Here is a 23,759-nt window from a genome sequence, read left to right on the forward strand (position 1 = left end):
TGGAGAGCAACCCACCAGCAATAGGGTTCATGACGGAGAATATACTCCCAGGCCCCTTTAGTTAGGGGCTTTTTTTATCTTTGAATTCTTTGTCTTTTGATAGCTTAAAAAACTCGTTTTACTACTATCAAAAACAGCAACTTACTCCATAAAACAACCTTCTATTAACAGACTCAATGAGCTGCATTGCCACATTTTAATTTATTGGATATTGGGCCGTAGCCTTCGAGATAACAGTCAACTTAGTTGCTGCAAGGTTTTTTAACGGTCCCAATAAAGGTTGGGGATTGTTTTACAGAATAATATGTTTGTGCGGTTTTATTTGACGACTCCAAGCACATAGGGCTGTTTGTTTTTCAATACGTATCTGATCCTGCTTAAAAGTTTCTTTGCTATTCTGGTTATGGCTTGATTGGCTTTCATCCTTTTGCAATATTGGTTATAGCTTTTTGCCAATGCCGGATCAGTCCTTGCAGCGACCCAGGCACATTCTATTAGAGCAGCTCTCAGCACCTTATGCCCCCTGGGGGTGATATTACCCGTTCTTTCGGTATCCCCGGATGAGTTGGTTGACGGTACAAGGCCGATAAAAGAGCATAGTTTGTCGAGGGAGTTGAACCTGTCCAGCCTTTCCAGCTCGGTCAATAGGGTCATTGCCGTCAGGAGCCCGATTCCTGGAATGGTCATCAATAACTTGATTTCCTGCTCATACTTTTCTGTTTTGGAAAGGGTTCGTATTTGGTTGGTGACATTTAGGGTGGTTTTCCGCATATGGTACAAAATGGACAGATGACTGTCCATTATTTGTTTTTCCACCATACCGAGTTCAAGTCCATCCAGCCATCTAAGAAGCTTTTTGTTCCATTTTGGGCTGTTTATTTCCCCGGGAATACTTATGCCGTTAAAATGGAGGCTGGCCTTGATCCTGTTTTTGATCCTGGTGGTATCATTGACGACAGTTTTTCTTAACCTCATAAGCCCCCTGTCACCAAGAGAGGCCAAAGAGGGTATGTAGATAGGGACCAGTTCCCCGTTTCTTAGGGACCGGGCAATTTTTTGGCTGTCCCTGGCATCCTCTTTCTGTACTTTTTCCTTGCCGGTTGTCGGAATATCAGCAGGATTGACCACAATGGAATTGAACCCAAGAGCGCAAAGCTTGTAATGAGTCCAGTATCCCGAGAATCCAGCCTCATAGGCACTGAAGTAGGTAGCACCCGGATAGTTCCGGACAAGATAATTGTACAAAGTCTCTGCACAGGGATCCTGTGAAAACGTGCGTTTATGAAGATTATCCATCATCACTGTAACTTTCCAGCTTTTGAGGTGGGCATCAATACCCACATAAATGTTTTGGCCGGAAAAATCGTTTTTGTTAACTTGTGTTTGCATAAGTTTCGGAGGTTATAGCATGGTTCTAGAAAACTTAATCTAATGATTTCCTGAAACTTATGCTATTGCTCTTGCAAACATATGGCCTTCGAAGTCCAATACAAAAATGGAGTCAGACATGGACCATTCATTGCCTATCACGAAAATGGCCAGGTAGCAAGCAAAGGGAATTACCAAAAAGGACTGCTTCATGGCCGGTTTACTATCTACGACGAAAATGGAAACCTGGTGCGGGAAACAATGTATAAAAAAGGCATTTCCCCCTGATATACTGATCCTTACGGGCAAAAGGAATGCCGCATGTTTTGGTCGCTTCACTTGCTTGCAATGGAACATCCGGAAGTCCGGAATTATTCCTATTTTTGCAGGGTAATAGTAATCCACATGAGTCAAGGCATCAAACGTACCAGTTTCCATTTTCCGGGTCAGATCGATTTTTATCGAGGAAAAGTAAGAGACGTCTATATTTTCGAAAAAACAATTGCTGTGGTGGCCACCGATCGGATCTCGGCATTCGATGTAGTTCTTCCGGAGCCCATTCCCTTTAAAGGACAGGTGTTGAACCAAATAGCCTACCATTTTCTGTCTGCCACGGCAGCTACTGTCCCCAACTGGGTCTGTCTGTCTCCCGACCCGAATGTAACAATGGGTAAGCGTTGCTCCCCCTTCAAGGTAGAAATGGTGATCCGGGGCTACCTGGCGGGGCATGCCTGGCGAGAATACCGGGCAGGGAAACGTGAATTGTGCGGCGTTCCCCTTCCTGACGGGCTAAAGGAAAACGATCCACTGCCTGAACCCATCATCACCCCTACTACCAAAGCCTCCGAGGGGCACGATGAAGATATTTCAAGGGATGCCATTCTGAAAAACGGTATCGTTTCGGAGAAAGACTACCTGCAGTTGGAAGCGTATACCCGAACCTTGTTTCGTCTGGGCACCGAAATGGCACGGGAAAAAGGATTGATACTGGTCGATACCAAATACGAATTCGGAACCTTTGACGGTGAAATTCTGCTGATTGATGAGATTCACACGCCGGATTCCTCCCGATATTTTTATTTGGATGGATACGAAGAAAGACAAGCCCAGGGCGCGCCACAAAAGCAACTTTCCAAGGAATTTGTCCGGCAATGGCTGATCGAAAATGGCTTTCAGGGAAAAGTCGGTCAAACCGTACCTGAGATGAATCCGGAGATCGTTGCTTCCATTTCCGAACGGTACATCGAATTGTTTGAACACATCACGGGCAAAACCTTTGTGCCTGCGGATAGTTCGAATATGGAATCACGAATCGAACGGGCCATTCTGGAACACATTTAATTGAACCTATCATTTTGGCACCACGTTATTTTAGACTAATTTTAACTCAAAATTTTCCTACAGGTAGATTTTGACCGAACGCACCGACAGGTAAACCTACATAAACAAATGAAATACGCCGTAGATAAAAAAGAACAATTTGTGCTTTTCACCTTACTGGAGGAAAAACTTGACTCCACCCTTTCTCCTCAACTCAAATCGGAATTACTTACCGTGCATGCCGAAGGGTATAAAAACCTGATTTTGGACATGGCCCGGGTAAAATATGCAGACTCCAGCGGGCTCAGTGCCCTTCTGGTGGGCAACAGGGCCTTTGGAGAAGAAGGTGGCGTTTTTGTACTTTCCTCTTTGCAGGAACATGTATTGAAATTGATGCGGATTTCCATGCTCGACAAGGTGTTCAAGGTAGTGGAAGACAACGAAGCCGCCGCTGAGGCCGTGTTTATCCATGAAATCGAGCAAGGTGCAGAAAAAGACGAAGAAGAGTAGCTTCCTATCCGCTTGGACTTTTCAATCACCATTCTAGGTTCCAACTCGGCTGCCCCCGCCCATGGCAGAAACCAGACTTCTCAGGTAGTAACCTGGGGAAGCCATAGTTTCTTGTTGGATTGCGGGGAATCCACTCAGCATCAGCTTAGAAGGTTTAAGGTCAAATACTTTAAAATCAACCAGGTCTTTATTTCGCACCTGCACGGAGACCACTACCTGGGCTTGATGGGGCTGATTGGCACCTATCACCTGAACAACCGGAAAGAGGCCCTGCACGTGTATGGACCGAAGGGGCTGGATGATATCATCACCGTTCAGCTAAAATATTCGGGAACCCTGCTAAAGTTTCCTTTGGTGTTTCATTCGGTCTCTGTTCGTGAAAAAACCCGTTTGCTGGAGTTGGATGACTTGGAAGTCCATGCCTTTCCTTTACAACACCGCATACCCTGCACGGGGTTTAGTTTTGAAGAAAAGAATGGCCGGGTACGACTCCGAAAAGAGCCGATACGCCAACACCAACCGGATCTGGAAGCCATCCATACCCTGCTGAAAGCGAAAGACGTCCGTGATAGGACCGGTCGAGTGCTTTACAGGGCATCGGATTTCTGCCAGATAACGCCGCCGAGGAAATATGCCTTCTGCTCAGATACCGTTTACGATCCCGGAATCATTCCTTATATACACGGAGCGGACCTGCTCTATCACGAATCCACCTTCATGGAAGCCGAAAAAGACCGGGCCAAACAAACCAAACACAGTACCGGTAAAGAAGCCGCGGAAATCGCGAAAGAGGCTGCGGTAAAACGACTTCTACTGGGTCACTATTCCGTACGGTACAGCAACTTACAACCCTTGCTGGAAGAGGCACGCGAAGTTTTTCCAAACAGCTTCTTAAGTGAAGAAGGCTCCATCTATCGCATTTCCTGACCATGGTCGATCAAGAAAAAACATATCAGTCAAAAAAAACCAATTTATTCATCATTCTGGGAGGAATATTTCTTACCAATGCCATCCTCGCAGAAATCATTGGGGTTAAAATCTTTTCCGGAGAAGAAACCCTGGGGCTGAAACCCGCCGGTTGGACGTTTTTTGGAACCTATGTGTTGGATTTTAACCTGACCGCAGGAGCCGTAATCTGGCCGGTGGTATTCATTACCACCGATATTATCAATGAGTATTTTGGTAAAAAAGGGGTCCGTAAGATCAGTTTTATTACCGCCGGTCTGATCGTGTATGCGTTTATCGTCATCAGCATGGTCACCCAGCTTCCCCCGGCGGCTTTCTGGCTGGAGGTCAACGCAAGCGACGCATTGGGAAACCCATTTAATATCGACTATGCCTTTAATACTATTTTTCGGCAGGGATTGGGGATCATTATCGGCTCATTGATCGCTTTCCTCCTTGGGCAACTACTCGACGTATTTGTGTTCCAAAAACTGAGAACCCTCACCGGACCCAAAATGATCTGGCTACGGGCGACGGGATCTACGCTGGTGTCTCAGTTCATCGATTCCTTCGTGGTATTGGGAATTGCCTTTTATATTTTCGGCAACTGGTCTTTGCAACAAATCATCGCGGTCGGCATCATCAATTATATTTATAAGTTTTCGGTAGCCATTCTGCTTACTCCTTTGTTGTATTTGGGACACGGACTGATTGACCGGTATCTCGGAAAGCCCCTGGCGGAACAAATGGCCGAAGAAGCAGCTCAGGACACTTCGTTTATCTAGCATCGGTTTGGAGGGCACCGAGTCGCTCGGCCAGCGCGCTGCCAAGCAGGAGCTGCAAGGTATGGTAGACCATGATGGGCAGCAGGACCACGCCGAATACCACCGGATCGGGAAACAGTACCTTGCCCATTACCGCTCCCTGAACCAGGGATTTCTTGGATCCGCAAAAAACCACGGTAATTCGATCCCCGCGGCTAAACCCAAGCCACTTGCCTACGCCAAACATGACACCCAGCATCACAAGAAATAAGATCAGCATCCAAAACCCAAGCCCCAGAACATTCTGCCCCGCAAACATGTCCTGACCAAAGGATTGGGAAAAGGCAGAAAACACAATCAATAAAATAACCGTCTGGTCGAAATATTTCAGCGGCCGACTTTGTCGCTGCACCCAGGACCCCAGGTACCGGTGCGCTAAAAAACCCAAACCCACTGGAAGGAAAATCTGAAGTACCAGTTTGCCTACCGTTTCCCAAAGTGCAAAATCCGCCTGCGAAGCACTCAGAAAAAAATCCATCCACAACGGGGTAATAAAAACCCCCAGAAGACTGGAAATACTGGCATTGAAAATAGCCGCAGGCAAATTACCTCCAGCGATGGAGACCATCACCACCGAAGATGATACCGTAGAGGGCAAGGCTGCCAGATAGAAGGTGCCCAACCAAAAAAGGCTGCTCGCTTCCCCAAAAAGGCCATAACAGCCCAGAATAATGGCCGGAAAAACCAAAAAGGTGGTACTTTGGATCCAGAGGTGCAGTCGCCAATTCGACAAACCCAGCTTTAAGGTAGCGGGGCTTATCTTTACCCCATAAAAAAAGAAGATCAGCGATACCCCGTAATAGGTCAACTCGTCGATGAGACGTTCTCCCGCTCCCGCTCCCCATTCCGGAAACCAGTAGGCCAACGCGATGGTCAGCAATAGCAAGAAGAAAAAACCATTTATCCCGGCTTTTGCCAGGTGTTTCCGAAGGGATACCATAGAGAAAAGTTTGTTCGTAGTGCCCGGCAAAATAACGAAAATATGGCAATTTTTAATTGGTGCCTCTGCGTTATCCCCGGACTCCGGCCCACACAGGCTTCAACTGTTTGGATGAATAGCTCCAGCCGGCCCGGTGTAGGCACGACAGGCATTCGGTCGGACCTGGGTTTACTATTGGGTAGATTCCTTGGTTTCTACGTATCGCTTGAACCGCTCCAATATGGCTTGCCGGTCCTGTTGTTGCATTTTCGGACAATTCTTCGGTTCGGTATCTAAACGAACGCTTACTTTTGTTTGCAGTCCCAAATCTTCAAACCATACCTGTACATTCCTCCCATCAGTCAGCGTATAACTCAGAAATTGCTCCGTCTGCACCGTTTCGTACACCGCCTCAAAGTCGAAACCAAAACTGTGGTCCCTGGCCTCCATTCGGACAAAAAGCTTTCCTCCTTTCCTAGGGTCATTTTCAACCCGGAGGCATTCCCATTGCCGCGAGGGCACGTTCCACTGGGTCATGTGGATTGGCTGGGTGTAGTATTCCCACACCTTTTTTCGCTCGGCGGCCAGAACCGTATTCACGGTAATTTTTTGGGAGTTTGCTACCTGATCGTTCATGATAGAAATGTATTCGTTGGTTCTTCAGTAGGGAGGCAATGGCCCTCCCGGTATCGCCTTACAGTCCGTTTCCAAAACCCGGAAGGAGCTATCCGGGACTACCGATTCTTTGTCCCCGTTTCCTTTGTAAGGATAACGATACGTTTACATTATTTAGTATTTCATTTCATTTTTTACGGATTTTATGGTTAAATATGCGGTATACGCCATGGTACCTGGGTCGTCCAACCGGGGGATGGGAAACGCCGGAGTCTAGCGACTGGTCTGTCAACACGAGTGCGACCTTTCGTACGCAGCCAAAGCCGGATGGTGTTCCCCTCTATCCTACCCAGGCAACAATGTCCATACGGCGGGCCAACTATCCATCCGCTCCGCCCAGCCTACGCAGGTGATCGCATAGCACCGCTGTGGCTACCGCCACATTCAGGGATTCGGCACCACCAAAGGCCGGAATGGTCAGCCTTTGACTTACCAAGGCTTCCAAGTCAGGAGAGACCCCATGGGATTCGTTGCCCATCAGTAGAATCCCATCTGCCTTACCCTGGTGCACATGAATGGACAAGCCTTGCAGGAACGCGCCAAATACCGGTACCCCCACCTCCTGTAGTTTTTCGATTAAGGGCACATATTCAAAATTTACCCGCGTAAATGAACCCATGCTGGCATGTAGTACCTTGGGATTGTAAAAGTCGGCAGTTTCCGGAGAAAGCAACATTTTTTTAATGCCGTACCAGTCGGCGATGCGGATAATGGTCCCCAGGTTGCCAGGATCCCGGATATCGTCCAGGGCAAGTACCAGTTCGCCGGGAACCACCTCTACCCGAAGGTTGGGTTTGCAGGTAGCCAGGGCCAGGGCTTGATCGTTGCTGGAAAAGGTACCCAGGGATTTGAGTACCGAGGGAAGAACCTGTACTTTTTCTCCGGAAAATCCCGCTACCAGGTCCGGCCAGGTCGCCGCAAATTTATCGGTATACAGCAAATGCGTGCAGGTATAATCTGACCGTAGCAATTCCGTTACATTTTTAGCCCCTTCTACGAAAAAGGCCTTTTCTTGCTTACGGAATTTTTTCTGGTGCAAGGATTTAATAAACTTAACCGTATTTTTGCTTAGCATTTGTCGAGACTGTTGTGGTGAAGAATTCCAAAGATATAAACTTTCTCTTTTTGATCCTTTCGCTCTGGAGCTGCAGCCTTACCCGCGGGTTGCCCCCCGACGAGCTTCTGCTCTACGAAGTGGATATGGAAGGGATCCGGGAAAGCAATGCAGAGGATCTGCGAAACCTGATTCGCCAAAAGCCCAATACCCGTATTCCCCTATTGAATCTCTCTCCGGGGGTCCTGCTTCATTCCGTAGGACAGGGCTTCTATGACAGCGCCCGCGTTGCCAAAAAACTCCGAGACAGCCAACAGGAAGCAGATGCACTTTCCGAGCTGATCAGTCAGGGCAATTCGTACCGAAAAACAGAAAAACGGTACCGAAAGGTAAATAGCCAGGCAAGTGCCCTGGAACGCAAATTGGAATACGGTAACTGGTTCATGCGAACAGGTAATGCCCGTGTCCTGCTGGATAGCTCAGAAACGGCGATTTCCCGTCAACAGATGCTTCTCTACCTGCAAAACAACGGATTCTTTGATGCATCGGTGCGCACCCTGACGGATACTTCCGGAAAAAAGGCCCGCCTGCGCTACCGAATTGAAGAAAACGTTCCCTACCGCATCGACAGTATTTTCACCCGTTCTGAGGATGCGCAGCTGTACCGCCTCTTGGAAAAAAACCAAAAATACAGCCCTTTGGCGACAGGGCAGACCTACCGGCAAGCAGATCTTACCAACGAAAGGCAGCGCGTGGAGGACTTGCTTAAAGACAATGGCTATTATACCTTTTCCAAATCATTTATCGAATACAATGTCTACAAGGATACTGTGAAGAAAAACGTAGTCATTGAGCAGTTGATACGAACGCCGGAACAGGGAGAAAGTCATCGGCGGTATACCATCGATTCGATCGTTTTCACAATCGCCAGCCCCAACGATGTGATCCCTGACGAAGCCATTTCTACGGAATGGAACGGTATCCGGTACATCATGTACCAGGATCGGTACGCTGAGAAAATCATCGGTTCCCGCATCTTTCAGAAAAAGGGAGACGTTTACAGCAAAAATGCCGTGATTGAGACCCAGCGGCAATTGGCAAACCTGGATGTTTTTCGGTTTGTAAACATTTCCTTTGATACGCTCGGGAATACCATCCGAACAAAGATATATACCCGACCGAATCAGAAGTTTCAAATCACGAACCAACTTGGAGCCAGTGTCACCGAACAGCTCCCCGGTCCGTTTTTCAGCCATTCGCTACGAAACCGCAACCTTTTTCGGGGTTTGGAAATTTTTGAATTTAATTTTCGGGCCGGCCTGGAGGGAGTGGCCTCGGCTACCACTGAGGGCGGAGTATACCGAAGCCGGGAACTATCCACTTCCGCATCCATTATTTTTCCGCAATTTCTGGTACCCTTTAATTTCGGTACCCTGGAAAAATTTGGCCGTTACAACCCCCGCACGCGGACACTCCTGGGATACAGTTACGTAAATCGGCCTGAATACGTACGGGACGCACTGAATACCATTCTGGCGTATACCTGGGCTACACGGAACCTGCGCCATCAGTTTTCGGTAAACCTGTTGGATGCCAATTTGATCCGTTCCTCACTGGATTCCCTTTTTCAGTCGCGTTTGGAGGAGCTGCAGGAGCAGGGCAACAACCTGATCAACTCCTTTCTTCCCTCCTACGTGAGTAGCATTTCGGGACAGGTGATCATCAATTTCAACCAATATGGGCTGTACCAAAAAAAGCAGGCATCCCTCTGGCGCCTATTTTTGGAAAGCGGGGGCACTACCTTTAATTTTATTAATCCAGAAAGCCTGGCCGACCGAAGTTTGACTTATTTTCAGTTTCTCAAGTTTCAGTCCGATTTCCGGCGCTACATTCCGTTAAGTAGTAAAAGTACCTTTGCCTACCGGCTGAATCTGGGTCTGGCCAAACCATACGGCATTAGCGGTGGGGTTTTGCCCTATGAGAAGTACTTTTTTGCAGGAGGAAGTACCAGTATACGGGCCTGGCAACCCAGGCGACTGGGGCCGGGAAGCTTCACTCCACAAATCCGGGAAGACGGCACCTTTGACTACCGGTTCGAACAGCCGGGTGAAATCCTCTTTGAAGCCATGTTTGAATTCCGACGAAAACTTTTCGGGTATTTCGATGGCGCGTTTTTCATTGATGCAGGAAATACCTGGACCTTTGCCGTGGACCCTGCACGGGAAGGAACGGACTTTCGTGTAGACCGGTTTTATAAAGAATTGGCCGTGGGAACCGGTTTAGGCCTTCGAATGGATTTCGATTTTCTGGTGCTTCGGCTAGACATGGGTATCAAAGCCTATGACCCTGCCCGTCCGGAGGGGGAGCGCTTTATTTTAGACAATCTTTCACTCAAGCAACCCTTGGGAGAACGAGGCCAACAGGTATTCAATATTGGAATCGGGTATCCCTTTTAATCGCACCTAATCACATGGAAAAAATAAGTAAAGAACAAATTGCAGAAAAATTTCAAGAAATTCAGGCCCATATCTGTGAGGAGCTTCAGGCAGAAGATGGGGAAGGAAGTTTTGAAAGTGACCACTGGACCCGGAAAGAAGGGGGCGGCGGCACCACCCGCGTACTGAAAAACGGCAAGATCATCGCAAAGGGTGGGGTGGCTTTTTCAGCGGTGCACGGACCCACACCGGATAAAATTCTGAAGAAACTAAAGCTGGAACAGGCCGATTTTTTCGCTACCGGCGTGTCCATTGTTATCCACCCCGTCAGCCCCATGGTCCCGATCATTCACATGAATATCCGGTATTTTGAAATGAGCAACGGCAGGTACTGGTTCGGAGGAGGCATCGACTTAACGCCTCATTACCTCGACCTGGGAGACGCCGGCTATTTCCATCGAAATTTGAAACGTCTTTGCGATTCCTACGATCCAGACTTTTACCCTCGATTTAAAAAATGGGCCGACGACTATTTTTATTTGCCCCACCGGGAAGAAACGCGGGGCGTGGGTGGTATTTTTTTCGACCGCCTGGTGGCCGATAAAACGCTCTCCTTCCCCAGGCTTTTTTCCTTCGTTACAGACGTGGGATACCTCTTTCCGAAACTTTACCGGTATTTTATGGCCAAAAACGCAAGTTTACCCTATGGCGATCGGGAATTGGCCTGGCAAGCCTTGCGAAGGGGCCGGTATGTGGAGTTTAATCTGGTATGGGATGCGGGCACCAAGTTTGGACTGGATACCAACGGTCGCACCGAAAGCATTTTGATGAGCATGCCGCCAGTCGCGCACTGGGAATACAATCAAAAACCGGCCGCTGGTTCCCCTGAGGCGCAAACTCTGGAAGGATTGAAAAAGAATATTAACTGGCTAAAGGCAGACGAATGATGCACCGAATACAGCAATGGGACGAAGCTTTTTTTCTGTTTCTGAACGGGCAGCATGCACCATGGCTGGACCCCATCATGCTGGCGCTCACGGGCAAGTACATCTGGATTCCCCTCTATCTGTACCTCCTGTACCTGATCATCCGGCGGTATCCACAGGTATGGATCGGATATGTGGTAGGTCTTGTACTTACCGTAACACTGGCGGATCAACTTACCTCTGGGATCATGAAACCGTTTTTTGAAAGGCTTCGCCCCTGCCACGATCCCCGATGGGATGAATTGATACGGAACTATGCAGGTTGCGGGGGGCGGTATGGATTTGCCTCTTCCCATGCTGCCAATACCTTCGCCCTGGCGGCATTCATGCAGAAAGCCGGAAAAAACGGCATGCGGAGAATGGGTTGGCTATTCGGCTGGGCAGCACTGGTTTCCTATACCCGAATTTACCTCGGCGTCCACTATCCCCTGGACGTGCTGGTTGGAGCGGTATTGGGCATACTACTGGCATGGCTGCTGTGGTGGGCTACCCTATCCGGAGTCAAGGCCTGGCAATCCAGATTGCGAAACGAACGAATCAATACCCCTTGAGAATTCGTTGAACGTACTTCCCAATGACATCAAATTCCAGGTTTACACGGTCTCCAGCCTGTAGAACGTGAAAGGTGGTATGTGCATAGGTATATGGGATAATGGCCACCCGGAAGCGTCCTTCGCCAGAGCGGAAACAGGTGAGGCTGATTCCGTTAATGCAGATCGATCCTTTTTCTACCGTAAGGTTTCCCCGGCTGCCATCGTACTCAAAATCGGCGATCCAGCTTCCATGATCGGAATGCATTTCGGTTAAAATCCCCGTCTGGTCTACATGCCCCTGCACAATGTGCCCATCAAACCTACCGTTTGCGGGCATACAGCGTTCCAGATTGACCAAATGCCCGGGTTTCAAATCACCCAGGTTGGTCTTCTGGAGGGTTTCGCTAATGGCTGTCACCCGATAGGTATCCCGATCCAGGTCCACTACCGTGAGGCATACTCCATTATGACTGACCGATTGATCGATTTTCAACTCGGGTACAAGGCTACTTTCGATATCAAAATGAATGTTATTCCCTGCCTGTGTGACGCGTCTGACGGTCCCAAGGGATTCGATAATTCCTGTAAACATTATATTGGCGTTTCATTTCTACCGGAAGTGAACCGGATGGATATAATTCTCTTTTGGTGGCAAATTAAGGCATTTTTAGCATTAACTTAGCACTTCAATCGGGATAAGATATCATCCAAGCCATGTTGAGACTCGAAGACAGTTATTTGCACAAAGGACAACGAAGGGGATTGATCCGTACCTTACGCGAGAAAGGCATTCGCGATGAGGTCGTTTTGGATGCCATCAACCAAATTCCACGGCATTTTTTCTTCGACTCCGCCTTACTCAGCCATGCCTATGAAGACAAAGCCTTTCCGATCGGCGAGGGGCAAACCATTTCTCAGCCCTACACGGTAGCTTTTCAAACCAGCCTGCTGGAGATACAACCAGGAGACCAGGTTTTGGAAATCGGCACCGGATCGGGATATCAGGCAGGAATTTTGTACTGCATGGGAGCAAAAGTACACACCATCGAATACAACAAGGTTCTTTACGAACGCACGCGGCGTTTTTTGCCAAAAATCGGGGTCCAGGTGCAGCACTATTGGGGAGACGGGAGTTTGGGTTTGCCGGAAAAGGCTCCGTTTGATAAAATCATCGTTACAGCTGGGGCGCCACTGGTACCAAAGGCGCTGCTGGCGCAGCTGAGTATAGGTGGAAGGATGGTAATTCCGGTGGGTGACCGCAAAACCCAACAAATGTTACGACTCACCCGGCAAACGGACAAGAAAATCCTTCGCGAAAACTTCGATAACTTTTCCTTTGTCCCCTTACTTGGTGACGAAGGCTGGGAATAATATAGGAAAATCATGAAAATTTCGAAGAAATACGTAGCGGACTCAGAGGTAATCAAGACAGAAATGGTGCTTCCGAACGACACGAACACCCTAAACAATTTAATGGGGGGCAAGTTGATGCATTGGATGGATGTAGTCGCGGCGATTTCTGCCCAACGGCATTCCAATTCCATCGTAGTAACCGCCTCGGTAGATAATATTTCGTTCAAAAATCCCATTGCCCTGGGAAATGTAGTGACCTTGAAAGCACAGGTGACCCGGGCGTTTTCCACCTCCATGGAAGTCTTTATCGAAGTATTTGCAGAAGACATTCCAGCCAACCGTAAATACGCCACCCACAAAGCATTTTTCACCTTTGTCGCTGTGGACGATCGGGGCCGACCGGTAAAGGTCCCTTCGCTGGAACCCGTATCCCAGATGGAAAAAGAACTGTTTGCCGGTGCTTTGCGTCGTCGACAGTTGCGGTTAATTCTCGCAAACCGAATGGATCCACAGGATGCAACGGAATTAAAATCCCTGTTTGATTTGGATGGCGTCAGTCAAAAGCAATAAATTGCAAAAGGGAAAAGCACGAGGCTACTATGAGACTCCATGAATTAGGTCTGTTTATTACCGAGGATATCTTTGTCTTGAAAGACGAAGAGCGGGAGAAGATAACTGCGGCGCAGTTGGCATCACGATTGGAATTGGACGAAGCGCCAGATGCGCAGGTACTCAGAGAACCGGAATCAAGTCCTGCAGCTACAGTCGCTTCCGATCCGGAGCCGATTCCCTTCGAAGGTGAATTCCAGAAATCCATTCTGGTGGTCTACCAGGGTGAGGAGCTACAGCCTGGTAGCCGGGAATTTTTGCTGAAGATTTTCAGGGCAGTCCACCTTTCGCTGAAGGACCTTGCACTGGTTTCTGAAAAATCCCTGAAAGAAAGCAACGAAGATCCGCTTTCGCAGCTCAACCCGTCAAAAATGGTGCTTTTTGGAACCCTGCATCATCCCTTGATGAAGTTAAGAAAAGAAAACTACCGCATCATGCAGGAACCGCTCGAATATTTCTTTGCGGACGAGCTGGAAGAATTGGAAAAAAACGTCGCCCTAAAGCGAAAATTATGGGATACCCTACAGGTATTTTTCAACGTAAAATAACACGAACATGACGAATGAAGAAAGATTGTCCATCGTAAAACGCTTCCGCATGATAAGCCTCACCGAGGGTGTTTCCATGGTGGTGCTCGTATTTATAGCGATGCCCTTGAAATGGATCTTCGATTTGCCCGATATGGTCACCTATGTGGGCTGGATCCATGGGATTCTATTCATACTCTATATATTGGTTCTCTTCCCCACATCCCGCAAATTGCGTTGGCGCTTCCAAAATGCCATGTTCGCACTTATCGCTGCTGTCCTGCCTTTCGGCCCTTTTTTGTTTGACAGGAAACTACGGAAACAGGAAAGATTGTTAGAGGACCAACAACCCTAAGCATTTGATGCGATGGCGGTCATTAGCAAAAAGAAGATCATCTATCCGATCAGCGAAAACTTAAGGCAATACCTGATCAAATACGGTCGGGAAGTGGATATCCCCATCCACTACAAAGAACTACTTCGTTACAGCAATTCCATCGCCCTCTACGATTTTAAGGGCAGCGATACCTTATGGGAAACGGTTTTCTATGACGAATCCGACCGCAATGAAATCCATTTTAAAGTAAAAAAGATTTATGCGCTACTAAAAGCCGACGGTGACATGTCGGTGATGCAACACCTCTATGTGGATCGCATAGATCTCTGTACCTACGGTAACACGCAGCCTTTTCGGGTTCGGATCGTGAACCGTATTAACGATAACTTTGACTACTTTTATATCAAAAATGCGGATGCTTCAAGGGTTTATGGGCTGGAATTAGAACATTTACTTTCTCCCAACCGAATCGGCTACCTGGTGTACCGTGACTCTCTCATAGAAGAGCACATTGCCGGTATCCCAGGTGAGCAGTTCATGAAACAACAGATAAATGACCCCCTATTAAATCCCATCCGGCTTTCCAAAGAGTTTGTGAAATTTAACGAAAGGTGTTTTGTACGACTCCTCGGAGACATGCACTCGTCCAATTTTGTGATTGACGTTACCCCCGATTTTGAAGAAACACACTACCGAATTCGCTCCATTGACTTTGATCAGCAATCGTACGAAGGAAAAAAATCAATTTACCTCCCACAATACTTCAAACAAAATAACGCACTGATACAGTTGGGTATCCGGCACATCACCCCTGAGTCAATGGCCCAATACCAGAAAGAGGAACGGGCTCTAATCGCCACCCGGCTCAAAAGCTCTCCCAAAGAAATTACAGACATCCTTAACAGCATGGAAAAGGATACGCTTTCAAAGGAAGAAAACACCTACACCCTCAAACACGAACTGGCCAGGCATTACAAAAATCCTGCGTTTTTACGCTGCACCAATATGGGTGAAATCCTGCGAATGAGTCTAAACCAGGTTTTGCATCGCTAGGGAGCATCCTTTATCCCGCAGATTATTCTACTGAATTGCAGACCAAATCACCAGAAAACCAAATAAAACCAATTTAAAATTGGCTTTAATGATTCGATAAATACAGGATTGGCATCATTTGTGTTGACTACTTATCAGAATAAGTCAGTGAATAAACGTAAAATTTAAATTGATCAGTATGAGCATTACAGCAGAAAAAAGGGTTTTCAAAAAACTTGGATATAACAAAAACGAGTCAGAAAAAATCGTTGCATCCCTAAACAAGCTTCTGGCGAATTACCACGTGCACTACCAAAAACTAAGAAATTTCCACTGGAACGTCACCGGTAGTGATTTCTTCGATCTGCACGAGAAGTTTGAGGAACTGTATGACGAATCCTTTGCAAACATTGACTTGATTGCAGAGCGTATTCGGGTGTTTGGTATGACGCCCTACAGCCTGATGAGGGAATACCTGGAACATGCGGACATCGAAGAAGTAGGCACTGATCTCAGCTCGAAAGAAATGGTGGAGGAAGTTTTAAGAGACTTTCAAATCCTGGTTGATAACATGAACGAATGTGCGGTAAAAGTCGCCGACCTGGGTGATACCGCTACCGAGGACATGTTAATAGCTTTCATTAAAAGTTTGGAATTGCACCATTGGATGCTTACATCTTTCATCAAAGAATAGAAACTTCACCGTTTGAAATAAAAAAGCTGCCTCAACGGCGGCTTTTTTTCATTCCCGCTCCAAAGCCGAAGCCATGGAGCCTTCAAAAAAACGTAACAGGATTTAGTGGCTCCCAGAAAATTCGCCGGTTTCTCCATCGGTCATTCCAATGGCACCCGTGCGGAAAAAACCCGTCTCAAGAGCTAGCGGACAGGCTTCCGAAAACGTATCCATTTTGCTTTTTGCAGGCAGGCTTACCTGACAAATTGACACCAAAGAGAAATAGCCCGCCGGGAGAAAGTCCGCCTTTTTCCAGGCGGAGGTAGGCTAGTAATACCTCACTTCGCAGTTTGGCAACTCCTCCTGAAATTTTTCGATAGTTCTACTACTAATTCGAGTATTGTAGCAAACAAGATTTTCAAGATTGATCATGTGGCTGATCGGATTAAGGCTCTTTACTCCCGTGCTAGCGATATCCAGGTAACGCAGATCGTAAAGCATTTCCAGGCCCTTCAGGCTACGGATATTGGTTCCAGATAGGTTCAATCGTTTGAGCCTACTTAAGTTGGACAAGGGCTCCAGGTCTTCGACTGCTGTATTGGAAAGATCCAACTCCTCCAGGTAGGCAAGCGGTTCCAAAAAGGACAACTCGCGAAACGGTGTCTCCACCAATTCTAGCTGCTCGAGAAGCTCCAGACGGGAAACGGCTGACGGATCTTGCAAGGGGACGCCTTTTACTCGAAGGCTTTTTAGGTTAAAGAACACCAATAAAGGCTCCAATTGAGAGATTCTGGCATCCTCTATCGAAAAGGAAGCAGCGGCCGTCATGCGGTGCAATTCACTGGTAGAGGGATCGGCCGAGAGATCAAAATAAGAAATGAGTAACTCCATCCATTCCTCGTCAAGCTCCTTCCACCAACGATTCAAGGCTTCCGTTCGGAAAACAATGGTGCATTGAGGCAGCAATCGGGCCAGTTCCTGGATTTCCCAGTCGGCAACTTCGGTATTGTCCAGATTGATAAACTCCAACGATTGCAGCTGCTTCAATGGTTCGATGGATGTGACCTGAGTCGACTCAAAAGAAATCTTTTGGAGCCCACGCAATTCCTGCAGTGCCCGGAGGTTACGGACGCCACTATGGTTCCCCTGAATTTGCAGAAGGCTTTTCATTTCTGCCAGTGGAGACAAATCTTCTACCTGAGTATGTTGGAAGGAAATAAAAGCGGCATTCTTAAACTTAAGCGCCGGTCGCAGGTTGACAATCGAACTTTCATCCAGGATAAGCGAATCGATATTCACAAGCACGGTTAATTCTTCAACGGACGGCTTGCCCCGTCCCAAATGTGGAAACTTCTGTATGAACACCTGGTTCCAGCCGTTTGGCAACGTTTCCCACCAGGTTTGCAGGTTTTCTACATTGTGTATCAACAAGATACCCCGATTGGACCTGCTAAACTCCTCAGCTGCACTTTCTGAAATACTCGTCCGGTCTGCATAAATTCGTTTGACAGACCTGGATCCATTTAATGGCGTCAGCTGGCTTACCTCCGTACCGTTGATGTTCACGCGCCAAAGAGCGGGCAGATCCGAAAGCGGTGACAAGTCCAGAATATTTGTTTCCTCCAGGTTGATTTCTTCCAGGCTTTTCAATTCGGATAGAAATCCAAAATTAATCAGATAGTTTCCTTTTAAGTTCAGAGTTTTTAGGCCTGTAAGCGACTGAATGTTTTCAATGTTATTAAATCCACTTTCCTCCAGATTGAGGTGTTGCAAGGCTGTGAAATTCTCGAGCACGGCGAAGCCCGTCAATGGAGTTTGGGCAGCATTAAAAAAAGTAAGGCTTTTAAGACTGCTTAATTCATCGATGTTATTTACCGATGTACCCGATATGTCCAGATGGGTCAGCTTATCGGAGTACTTGATAAATTGAATGTCTGAAGTTGGTGTATGCGCGATATTGAGGTAGGAAAGGAAGGTAACGTTGCTGATCGGAGCCAACTCTTCAATACGGGTATGGCTAATATCAACGTATTTGAGATCGCGGAACACCTGTATGGGAGAAAGGTCTACAAGCAAGCGGTTTCCGGATAAGTCCAGCGTATCCAACGAAGAAATTTTATACAGCTGCTCCACCGTGACCGAATCATCCAGAAACCCAAACTTTTCGCGTAAAAGGGTTTCCCATTCCAAGGAAAGAGTACTCCACCATTCCAGCAACTCCTCGTCACGGGAGAGTTTGGTGGTATACATGCTGGCGATCTTTAATTCATTGGAATCCCGGTCAAGATTGATTTCAATGTAGCGCGACTGTGTATTCTCAATTTTTTCATCATCCAAGCCCAGAGCCGTCAAGGTTCTGTCGAGGGATACCTCGAAAAACAATTCCTCCTGATCGTTGAGTTTGGGTTTGATTTCTTTTACTTTAAACTCAAATGCGGCATCCTTGAAAAAAAACTCGATGTCTTTGAGATACGAAACGATGTTCTTATTGGTAATAACTTTTCTATCGGTTAGCAAATCGTCCTCTACCTGTACCTGCTCGTCCCTAAAAATCTTTTTGTAGCTTTCCCGGATAATCACGTCCTTGTCCCTGGCGGAGGTTTCGCTGCTACCTACCGTATTGAGAAAGTACTGCAAAAAACGAACCTGATCTTCGGCCTGTTGGCTAAAATCTTTGATTTCCTGTTTACTATATTCCCCCAAATCCTGCGTTAACGCAACCTGGGTATAAAAAAAAAGCATCAGGAGAAAGCTAATCGATCTAATTCCTGTCATATATATAATCCAATATAATTTCCTTATCTCCTTCCTCCAGTTTCATCAAATTGGCTATGAGCCAACCCGTATTGAATCCGGGGCGATTGAACTGAGCCAGCTCGAAATACCATTTATCAATTTGAAAAAAATGAAACCTGGTGTCTTTTACTGTCTCAAATTTCATTCGGTCGCTCTTTATTTCGAAGAGAAATAACGTCAGAAAGTCCGGTTCGAATCCATCCGGTGTATAGGATTCCGGTCTGGAATTTTCAACGATGGCCTTTCGTAAATTCATAAACCCCAGTTCATGGCTTAATGGGTGGAGAAATTTTTTATCGTCTCCGGTAGGTTTATCGAACGCATCTGCAAACGGCTGGAAGTTCACATTCTCTATGACCCACTCGTAGCCAAGGCCCTGAGGTTGCAGCTTCAAAAACAGTACCACTTCTTGCCGTTGCCCATTGTAAGTAAAAACGGTGTTTACCTCAGCAAACCATTCCCCTCCATGAAAATTTAGGTATTGCGGATAGGTATCGGAAACGACATAGCTGATAAACTCCCGTTTTAGCTCGTTGCTGATACCGGATGTTTCGTTGTCGAAAAGAATATTAATGAAGGATTTTCTTAGATCAACGTCTCGATAATTTTCATCTCCCGGGCGATAACGAATGTCGCCCTCTTTGCTTTCCTCTGCATTAAATCTTCTGAAAAATTGGTTGACCTGTTTGGTAGCGGCAGCAAACCTGCCGTCATCTATCACCCGCCCGGAGCTATTGAACGTTTGCCCCGGTGCGGTATGAATAGATAGAAATATGGTAATTAATGTAATGAAGGGTGTTATTCTCATGCTGATGTTTCCGTCACTCTCACGTCACCCAACAATACGTCCCAAAACTCAATGGTTCGACCGGAAATCTGGGTTTGTTTCTTCTCCACGTATATGGTAATGTCTTTCTTGGTGGTATCCCTGTAGTTTAATCCAGCTTCCTGAGACGTACCTTCGAATCGCTGATAAATAGTGATTACTCCTACGTACCTGCCATCCGGCTGCCTTTCAAGATCACTGATGTAATGGATATCGTACCAGCTGATATTCACCCGATCGTAATTCAATGCCATCAGCCGCTCAAAATACCTTCTGATTTTGTAATAGGCGATTTCATTGGTATTGATGGAGGAAACGCCCATCTCTGCGTCAGGGGCAAATAACTCTTCCGCTCGATCCATGACACGAGTAGCCTCAGAAAATTGCGTTTCCTTGCTGCCAATAATGCTGATGTACTTACTCAGGTCCTTTACTTTCTCCAAAGCAAGGGAATCGATGGCCTGCTTTCTCTGCGGACTAATGCTTTCATCCTGTGCAAATACCGAAATAGAGGTTGCCAGGAAAAAGATCAAAAGGGATGGAATATATTTTTTCATAATTTCGTACTTTCTTTTTTTTGTAAAATTATCTTCTTCTAAGTTCTAATTCGGTTACCTTTCCGGATCCATCCATTCTGATGTCGCTGATAAAATTCAGGTTCTTTTTGGTGTCTTTCAAGTAGTTCAGGTACCTTTCAATCGTGGTGGGCTCGTCATAGTCTTTTACGCCACTTTCTTCGTGAATGACAATTAAAACCGGGGTATTCGGATTGGAAAACATACCTAAGGCTTCTCTAATCGTATTGTTGGCACTTTGCAGACTGTTGGCCGTAGCGATTGCGTTGAAGTAGTTTTCCAACTTACCCACAGCTACTTCTTCAGCGGAAGGCTGTTCTGGTTCTGGTGCAGGCTCAGGTGCAGGTTCTTCTACCGGCACTGGCTCAGGCTCAGCCTCAACGACCGCCTTTTTACTTTTACAGGCTCCCATGGCTAACAGGACGAATAGCATAACGGTCAGCGACCGTGTCAAGGGAAATGTTAGGTTTCTTTTTTTCATAAGAATTGAATGGTTTTTAAGTTTAATGCAAACCCAGTGCACGCTCGTTGGTACTACCTGCTTTGCTCGGAATTTACATCGGTGATTGGAGAAATTGTTTACGCGTTAGTTACTTTTTTATTATCTATATTACATAAATTTGGTGTTGGGTGACAAATTAATAGACACAATTTTTTCGATACAAACGATACGTTATTCAAAGCATCCTCACGAAAACGTACCCAATTATAGGGAATAATTTTTTGAAATACACGTTCCCTACCGAATTGATCGCTGTGAAACCAATCTACTACTGTCTCGCTCGTCTTCAATTTCTGGAAAAGCTTATACCAACGGTCGAATCGTTGTTTAATCGAACAACTCCTGCAACTTTCGCTCCAGCGACTTCCCGCGTAAGTCTTTTGCTAAAATGTTTCCATCCGGGTCGACCATGTAGGTGGCCGGAATGGCATTGATCTGGTACGTAGCTGCAGCCTCCGAATTAAAATACTTCAAATCTGAAACCTGAGTCCATTCCAGACCATCCTCCTCGATGGCCCTGATCCACATATCCCGGGTTCGGTCAAGCGATACACCAAATACCTCAAACCCCTGGTCTTTGTATTGGTTGTACAGCCGAACCACGTTGGGATTTTCATCCCTGCAGGGCTTGCACCAGCCAGCCCAAAAGTCTATCAGTACGTATTTACCCCGTAAATCGGATAGGTTGACCACCTCTCCCTTTGGATTTGGCAGGGAAATCTCCGGGGCAGGCTGCCCGATAGAGAGTGCTCGCAATTCGTCCAGCTCCTGCTTCCAGGATGCGATAAGCTTCATCTCAGGATAGCGGTCTCCAAGAGCTACGATTACACTATCAAGGTAGTTGAAGTCCGTGCGAGGATTCAACATCCCAAGACCTGCAAGGGCGGCAAAGCTACCGCCGGATTCGGCGATGACGCCTTTTATTTTTTCCGCATGATCCAATTCCAATTCCATGGCTTGCTCCTGAATCTCCTGAATTCTCGCTTGGTTTTTGTCCGCCATGGCTTCATAAAACTCGCTATTTAGTTCATTTCCCGCTTCCTGGTAGGCCGCCGTGAGTTCGTCAATGGCTAGCATCAATTGACTGTCTTTGGAGCCAGCGACATCCAGTTGATCGGTTTCAAAATCATAAGTTACAAAAACATCCTCCTCAAAAAGCGCCAGACGAACGGTCTTTTCCCCATACAAATCCAACTCGTAAAAATTTGGGCCTTCCAATTCCAACACGTAAGAAAACTCCCCGCTATCACCGACGGAAAGGGTATCTACTGCCTGGATCCGGTCGTTATCGTACCGGGAAAGTACTACCTGTCCTTCGGGCTGATTGCTGAGCTTTCCGCTTAGCGATACCGAGCCATCAAACGCTTCTTCTTTATTCCCGCAGGAAAGGATGAGCAGGGCTGCCCACCCCATCACGAACGCATGCTGAATCAATTTTCTCATAATTACTGGTCCAATAATTCGGTTAAAATCTTACTTGCTAGTTTTGGGTCTGCCTTTCCTTTTGACTTTTTCATCACCTGCCCCATGAACATTCCCATCAGGCCTTTTTTTCCTGACCGATATTCCCGCACTTTGATTTCGTTTTCAGCCAATACTGCTTCGATTAGGGGTTTGATCGAGCTTTCGTCGCTGTCCTGAATCAAGTTCAATTCCTGGGCAATCTCCAGAGGAGATCGTTCCGGACGTTGCAACAGTTCGGGGTAGATTTTTTGAGAAGCGACGGTATAACTGACTTTCCCCTCGTCGATTAATCCAATTAGTAAAGCCAACTTATCCGGACCCACAGGAAAATCTTCTATTCCTAGTGTCAATTCGTTCAAATAGGATTTAACCGGCCCCATGAGCCAATTGGAGGCGCTCTTGTAATTTTGCGTATGGCTACAGAGGGTTTCAAACCACAGGGCGATCTCCTTCTGGTCCGTCAAAACCCGTGCATCGTATTCCGGCAGGCCGTAGATATCGACAAATTTAGTGAAAAGCGCCCCGGGTAACACCGGCATTTCTTCCTTTACCGACTGTAACCACTCTTCGGAAATGACGACCGGACTCAAATCAGGCTCTGGGAAATACCGGTAATCGTTCAGGTCTTCCTTGGTCCGCATACTCCCCGTGAGGCCGGTTGTGGCGTCGAAAGTTCTGGTTTCCGAAACAATATCTTTGTTCTCTTCGAGTAACTGTACCTGCCGCTCAAACTCATGTTCAATGGCCCGGGCCACGTTCCGGAAGGAGTTCATATTTTTAACTTCTACTTTCTTACCGAGTGCTTTCTCTCCCCGAAGCCGCACGGAAACGTTGGCATCGCAGCGCAGCGAACCTTCTTCCATATTTCCATCGCAAATTTCCAGGTATTTTACCAGTTTTTTGATTTCCACGAGCAGGTTGTACGCTTCTTCGGAAGAACGCATGTCTGGCTCGGTCACAATCTCTATCAGCGGCACGCCCGCTCTGTTGAAATCAACCAATGTGTCTACTTCACCCGCCAGGTGAATGGATTTGCCCGCATCTTCTTCCATATGTATGCGGGTGAGGGCAATATTTTTCTTTTCACCGCTCGCCAAAACAATCGGAACATATCCCCCGACACAAATAGGATCTTTATCCTGAGTGAGCTGGTATCCCTTTGGCAAATCTGGATAAAAATAATTTTTACGAGCGAATACGTTTTTCCGGGTGATGGAAGAGTTACACGCCAACCCCATCTTTATGGCAAATTCTACCGCTCGCTTATTCACTTTGGGCAAGGTGCCTGGGTGGCCCAGGGTAATGACAGATATGTTCGTATTGGGCATGTTCCCATAAGTGGTTGCATCCGAAGTGTACATCTTGCTATGGGTGAGCAGTTGGGCATGAACTTCCAAACCAATAACCAACTCATACTTTTTCCGAATATCTTCAGTTAAGGAAATGGATTTCTCTTCTATCATCTTTAAATTATTACATTTATCGTTCCAAAAATG

Annotated in this window: 25 protein-coding genes; 14 read left to right on the top strand and 11 right to left on the bottom strand. The window is 46.8% G+C overall.

The window, feature by feature from the left end; genetic code table 11:
- Positions 1–318 precede the first annotated feature (318 nt).
- The gene (locus tag ABWH99_RS20175; protein WP_375582227.1) at positions 319–1,389 is read right to left on the bottom strand and encodes an IS110 family transposase; all 1,071 of its coding nucleotides are present in this window, start codon (positions 1,387–1,389) and stop codon (positions 319–321) included.
- 81 nt (positions 1,390–1,470) lie between these two features.
- On the opposite strand from ABWH99_RS20175, the gene ABWH99_RS20180 reads away from it, so the two are divergent.
- The 5 genes from ABWH99_RS20180 to ABWH99_RS20200 all read left to right on the top strand — a co-directional run bounded on the left by ABWH99_RS20180 (position 1,471) and on the right by ABWH99_RS20200 (position 4,928).
- The gene (locus ABWH99_RS20180; protein ID WP_375583606.1) at positions 1,471–1,656 is read left to right on the top strand and encodes a toxin-antitoxin system YwqK family antitoxin; all 186 of its coding nucleotides are present in this window, start codon (positions 1,471–1,473) and stop codon (positions 1,654–1,656) included.
- A gap of 117 nt (positions 1,657–1,773) precedes the next feature.
- Positions 1,774–2,709 (top strand): phosphoribosylaminoimidazolesuccinocarboxamide synthase, encoded by a 936-nt coding sequence (locus ABWH99_RS20185; RefSeq protein ID WP_375586606.1) that lies wholly within the window; start codon positions 1,774–1,776, stop codon positions 2,707–2,709.
- A gap of 108 nt (positions 2,710–2,817) precedes the next feature.
- Positions 2,818–3,198: an STAS domain-containing protein gene (locus ABWH99_RS20190; RefSeq protein ID WP_375583607.1), complete on the top strand. Its 381-nt coding sequence runs from the start codon at positions 2,818–2,820 to the stop codon at positions 3,196–3,198.
- 12 nt (positions 3,199–3,210) lie between these two features.
- The gene (locus tag ABWH99_RS20195; RefSeq protein ID WP_375583608.1) at positions 3,211–4,125 is read left to right on the top strand and encodes a ribonuclease Z; all 915 of its coding nucleotides are present in this window, start codon (positions 3,211–3,213) and stop codon (positions 4,123–4,125) included.
- A gap of 2 nt (positions 4,126–4,127) precedes the next feature.
- Positions 4,128–4,928 carry a queuosine precursor transporter gene (locus ABWH99_RS20200; RefSeq protein WP_375583609.1) on the top strand — a complete coding sequence of 267 codons (801 nt, stop codon included), beginning with the start codon at positions 4,128–4,130 and terminating at the stop codon, positions 4,926–4,928.
- On the opposite strand, the gene ABWH99_RS20205 is transcribed toward ABWH99_RS20200, so the two are convergent.
- The 3 genes from ABWH99_RS20205 to ABWH99_RS20215 form a co-directional block, all read right to left on the bottom strand.
- Entirely contained in the window at positions 4,921–5,907 is a 987-nt protein-coding gene (locus ABWH99_RS20205; RefSeq protein ID WP_375583610.1) for a bile acid:sodium symporter family protein, read from the bottom strand. The two genes, ABWH99_RS20200 and ABWH99_RS20205, sit on opposite strands and share 8 nt — an antisense overlap.
- A 171-nt stretch (positions 5,908–6,078) precedes the next feature.
- Positions 6,079–6,522: an SRPBCC domain-containing protein gene (locus ABWH99_RS20210; protein WP_375583611.1), complete on the bottom strand. Its 444-nt coding sequence runs from the start codon at positions 6,520–6,522 to the stop codon at positions 6,079–6,081.
- 358 nt (positions 6,523–6,880) lie between these two features.
- The gene (locus tag ABWH99_RS20215) at positions 6,881–7,636 is read right to left on the bottom strand and encodes a TrmH family RNA methyltransferase (protein ID WP_375583612.1); all 756 of its coding nucleotides are present in this window, start codon (positions 7,634–7,636) and stop codon (positions 6,881–6,883) included.
- A 125-nt stretch (positions 7,637–7,761) separates the two neighbouring features.
- Here ABWH99_RS20215 and ABWH99_RS20220 point away from each other — a divergent pair, with 125 nt between their 5' ends.
- The 3 genes from ABWH99_RS20220 to ABWH99_RS20230 are packed head-to-tail and all read left to right on the top strand — an operon-like array spanning position 7,762 to position 11,587.
- A complete protein-coding gene (locus ABWH99_RS20220) occupies positions 7,762–10,071 on the top strand; it encodes a BamA/TamA family outer membrane protein (RefSeq protein WP_375586607.1) in 2,310 nt (769 codons plus the stop codon).
- 14 nt (positions 10,072–10,085) lie between these two features.
- Complete coding sequence (hemF, locus tag ABWH99_RS20225; RefSeq protein ID WP_375583613.1) at positions 10,086–10,997, top strand: oxygen-dependent coproporphyrinogen oxidase; 912 nt, start codon at positions 10,086–10,088, stop codon at positions 10,995–10,997.
- Positions 10,994–11,587 carry a phosphatase PAP2 family protein gene (locus ABWH99_RS20230; protein ID WP_375583614.1) on the top strand — a complete coding sequence of 198 codons (594 nt, stop codon included), beginning with the start codon at positions 10,994–10,996 and terminating at the stop codon, positions 11,585–11,587. Before hemF ends, ABWH99_RS20230 begins: the two co-directional genes overlap by 4 nt.
- On the opposite strand, the gene ABWH99_RS20235 is transcribed toward ABWH99_RS20230, so the two are convergent.
- The gene (locus tag ABWH99_RS20235; RefSeq protein ID WP_375583615.1) at positions 11,574–12,161 is read right to left on the bottom strand and encodes a riboflavin synthase; all 588 of its coding nucleotides are present in this window, start codon (positions 12,159–12,161) and stop codon (positions 11,574–11,576) included. The genes ABWH99_RS20230 and ABWH99_RS20235 overlap by 14 nt on opposite strands.
- Positions 12,162–12,283: 122 nt before the next feature.
- Between ABWH99_RS20235 and ABWH99_RS20240 the strand changes: the two genes are divergently transcribed.
- The 6 genes from ABWH99_RS20240 to ABWH99_RS20265 all read left to right on the top strand — a co-directional run bounded on the left by ABWH99_RS20240 (position 12,284) and on the right by ABWH99_RS20265 (position 16,121).
- The gene (locus tag ABWH99_RS20240) at positions 12,284–12,940 is read left to right on the top strand and encodes a protein-L-isoaspartate(D-aspartate) O-methyltransferase (protein ID WP_375583616.1); all 657 of its coding nucleotides are present in this window, start codon (positions 12,284–12,286) and stop codon (positions 12,938–12,940) included.
- Between the two features lie 12 nt (positions 12,941–12,952).
- A complete protein-coding gene (locus tag ABWH99_RS20245; RefSeq protein ID WP_375583617.1) occupies positions 12,953–13,492 on the top strand; it encodes an acyl-CoA thioesterase in 540 nt (179 codons plus the stop codon).
- A gap of 29 nt (positions 13,493–13,521) precedes the next feature.
- Positions 13,522–14,079: a hypothetical protein gene (locus tag ABWH99_RS20250; protein ID WP_375583618.1), complete on the top strand. Its 558-nt coding sequence runs from the start codon at positions 13,522–13,524 to the stop codon at positions 14,077–14,079.
- Between the two features lie 7 nt (positions 14,080–14,086).
- A complete protein-coding gene (locus ABWH99_RS20255) occupies positions 14,087–14,413 on the top strand; it encodes a DUF3817 domain-containing protein (protein ID WP_375583619.1) in 327 nt (108 codons plus the stop codon).
- 12 nt (positions 14,414–14,425) lie between these two features.
- Positions 14,426–15,448 (top strand): hypothetical protein, encoded by a 1,023-nt coding sequence (locus ABWH99_RS20260; RefSeq protein WP_375583620.1) that lies wholly within the window; start codon positions 14,426–14,428, stop codon positions 15,446–15,448.
- A 178-nt stretch (positions 15,449–15,626) separates the two neighbouring features.
- Entirely contained in the window at positions 15,627–16,121 is a 495-nt protein-coding gene (locus ABWH99_RS20265; protein ID WP_375583621.1) for a Dps family protein, read from the top strand.
- A 306-nt stretch (positions 16,122–16,427) separates the two neighbouring features.
- Here ABWH99_RS20265 and ABWH99_RS20270 read toward each other — a convergent pair whose 3' ends face one another.
- The 6 genes from ABWH99_RS20270 to gatB form a co-directional block, all read right to left on the bottom strand.
- Complete coding sequence (locus ABWH99_RS20270; protein ID WP_375583622.1) at positions 16,428–18,875, bottom strand: leucine-rich repeat domain-containing protein; 2,448 nt, start codon at positions 18,873–18,875, stop codon at positions 16,428–16,430.
- Positions 18,862–19,704: a hypothetical protein gene (locus tag ABWH99_RS20275; protein WP_375583623.1), complete on the bottom strand. Its 843-nt coding sequence runs from the start codon at positions 19,702–19,704 to the stop codon at positions 18,862–18,864. Before ABWH99_RS20275 ends, ABWH99_RS20270 begins: the two co-directional genes overlap by 14 nt.
- Positions 19,701–20,279, bottom strand: coding sequence for a hypothetical protein (locus ABWH99_RS20280; protein WP_092174978.1), 579 nt, complete (start codon positions 20,277–20,279; stop codon positions 19,701–19,703). The genes ABWH99_RS20275 and ABWH99_RS20280 overlap by 4 nt, the downstream gene beginning before the upstream one ends.
- A 28-nt stretch (positions 20,280–20,307) precedes the next feature.
- Entirely contained in the window at positions 20,308–20,778 is a 471-nt protein-coding gene (locus ABWH99_RS20285) for a nucleoid-structuring protein H-NS (RefSeq protein ID WP_375583624.1), read from the bottom strand.
- Positions 20,779–21,126: 348 nt separating this feature from the next.
- The gene (locus ABWH99_RS20290; RefSeq protein ID WP_375583625.1) at positions 21,127–22,242 is read right to left on the bottom strand and encodes a redoxin domain-containing protein; all 1,116 of its coding nucleotides are present in this window, start codon (positions 22,240–22,242) and stop codon (positions 21,127–21,129) included.
- 2 nt (positions 22,243–22,244) lie between these two features.
- Entirely contained in the window at positions 22,245–23,726 is a 1,482-nt protein-coding gene (gene gatB / locus ABWH99_RS20295; RefSeq protein WP_375583626.1) for an Asp-tRNA(Asn)/Glu-tRNA(Gln) amidotransferase subunit GatB, read from the bottom strand.
- Positions 23,727–23,759 lie beyond the last annotated feature (33 nt).

This window comes from Cyclobacterium xiamenense, assembly GCF_042140265.1.
GTDB classification, from domain to species: Bacteria; Bacteroidota; Bacteroidia; order Cytophagales; family Cyclobacteriaceae; genus Cyclobacterium; species Cyclobacterium xiamenense_A.

Bases quoted from the DNA above. Each gene is read 5' to 3' on its own strand.
- hemF (WP_375583613.1), top strand. From the start codon at position 10,086: ATGGAAAAAATAAGTAAAGAACAAATTGCAGAAAAATTTCAAGAAATT.
- ABWH99_RS20245 (WP_375583617.1), top strand. From the start codon at position 12,953: ATGAAAATTTCGAAGAAATACGTAGCGGACTCAGAGGTAATCAAGACA.
- ABWH99_RS20200 (WP_375583609.1), top strand. From the start codon at position 4,128: ATGGTCGATCAAGAAAAAACATATCAGTCAAAAAAAACCAATTTATTC.
- ABWH99_RS20275 (WP_375583623.1), bottom strand. From the start codon at position 19,704: ATGAGAATAACACCCTTCATTACATTAATTACCATATTTCTATCTATT.
- ABWH99_RS20220 (WP_375586607.1), top strand. From the start codon at position 7,762: ATGGAAGGGATCCGGGAAAGCAATGCAGAGGATCTGCGAAACCTGATT.
- ABWH99_RS20240 (WP_375583616.1), top strand. From the start codon at position 12,284: ATGTTGAGACTCGAAGACAGTTATTTGCACAAAGGACAACGAAGGGGA.
- ABWH99_RS20255 (WP_375583619.1), top strand. From the start codon at position 14,087: ATGACGAATGAAGAAAGATTGTCCATCGTAAAACGCTTCCGCATGATA.
- ABWH99_RS20285 (WP_375583624.1), bottom strand. From the start codon at position 20,778: ATGAAAAAAAGAAACCTAACATTTCCCTTGACACGGTCGCTGACCGTT.
- ABWH99_RS20210 (WP_375583611.1), bottom strand. From the start codon at position 6,522: ATGAACGATCAGGTAGCAAACTCCCAAAAAATTACCGTGAATACGGTT.
- ABWH99_RS20190 (WP_375583607.1), top strand. From the start codon at position 2,818: ATGAAATACGCCGTAGATAAAAAAGAACAATTTGTGCTTTTCACCTTA.
- ABWH99_RS20215 (WP_375583612.1), bottom strand. From the start codon at position 7,636: ATGCTAAGCAAAAATACGGTTAAGTTTATTAAATCCTTGCACCAGAAA.
- ABWH99_RS20270 (WP_375583622.1), bottom strand. From the start codon at position 18,875: ATGACAGGAATTAGATCGATTAGCTTTCTCCTGATGCTTTTTTTTTAT.
- ABWH99_RS20265 (WP_375583621.1), top strand. From the start codon at position 15,627: ATGAGCATTACAGCAGAAAAAAGGGTTTTCAAAAAACTTGGATATAAC.
- ABWH99_RS20290 (WP_375583625.1), bottom strand. From the start codon at position 22,242: ATGAGAAAATTGATTCAGCATGCGTTCGTGATGGGGTGGGCAGCCCTG.
- ABWH99_RS20280 (WP_092174978.1), bottom strand. From the start codon at position 20,279: ATGAAAAAATATATTCCATCCCTTTTGATCTTTTTCCTGGCAACCTCT.
- ABWH99_RS20235 (WP_375583615.1), bottom strand. From the start codon at position 12,161: ATGTTTACAGGAATTATCGAATCCCTTGGGACCGTCAGACGCGTCACA.
- gatB (WP_375583626.1), bottom strand. From the start codon at position 23,726: ATGATAGAAGAGAAATCCATTTCCTTAACTGAAGATATTCGGAAAAAG.
- ABWH99_RS20230 (WP_375583614.1), top strand. From the start codon at position 10,994: ATGATGCACCGAATACAGCAATGGGACGAAGCTTTTTTTCTGTTTCTG.
- ABWH99_RS20260 (WP_375583620.1), top strand. From the start codon at position 14,426: ATGGCGGTCATTAGCAAAAAGAAGATCATCTATCCGATCAGCGAAAAC.
- ABWH99_RS20175 (WP_375582227.1), bottom strand. From the start codon at position 1,389: ATGCAAACACAAGTTAACAAAAACGATTTTTCCGGCCAAAACATTTAT.
- ABWH99_RS20205 (WP_375583610.1), bottom strand. From the start codon at position 5,907: ATGGTATCCCTTCGGAAACACCTGGCAAAAGCCGGGATAAATGGTTTT.
- ABWH99_RS20180 (WP_375583606.1), top strand. From the start codon at position 1,471: ATGGCCTTCGAAGTCCAATACAAAAATGGAGTCAGACATGGACCATTC.
- ABWH99_RS20185 (WP_375586606.1), top strand. From the start codon at position 1,774: ATGAGTCAAGGCATCAAACGTACCAGTTTCCATTTTCCGGGTCAGATC.
- ABWH99_RS20250 (WP_375583618.1), top strand. From the start codon at position 13,522: ATGAGACTCCATGAATTAGGTCTGTTTATTACCGAGGATATCTTTGTC.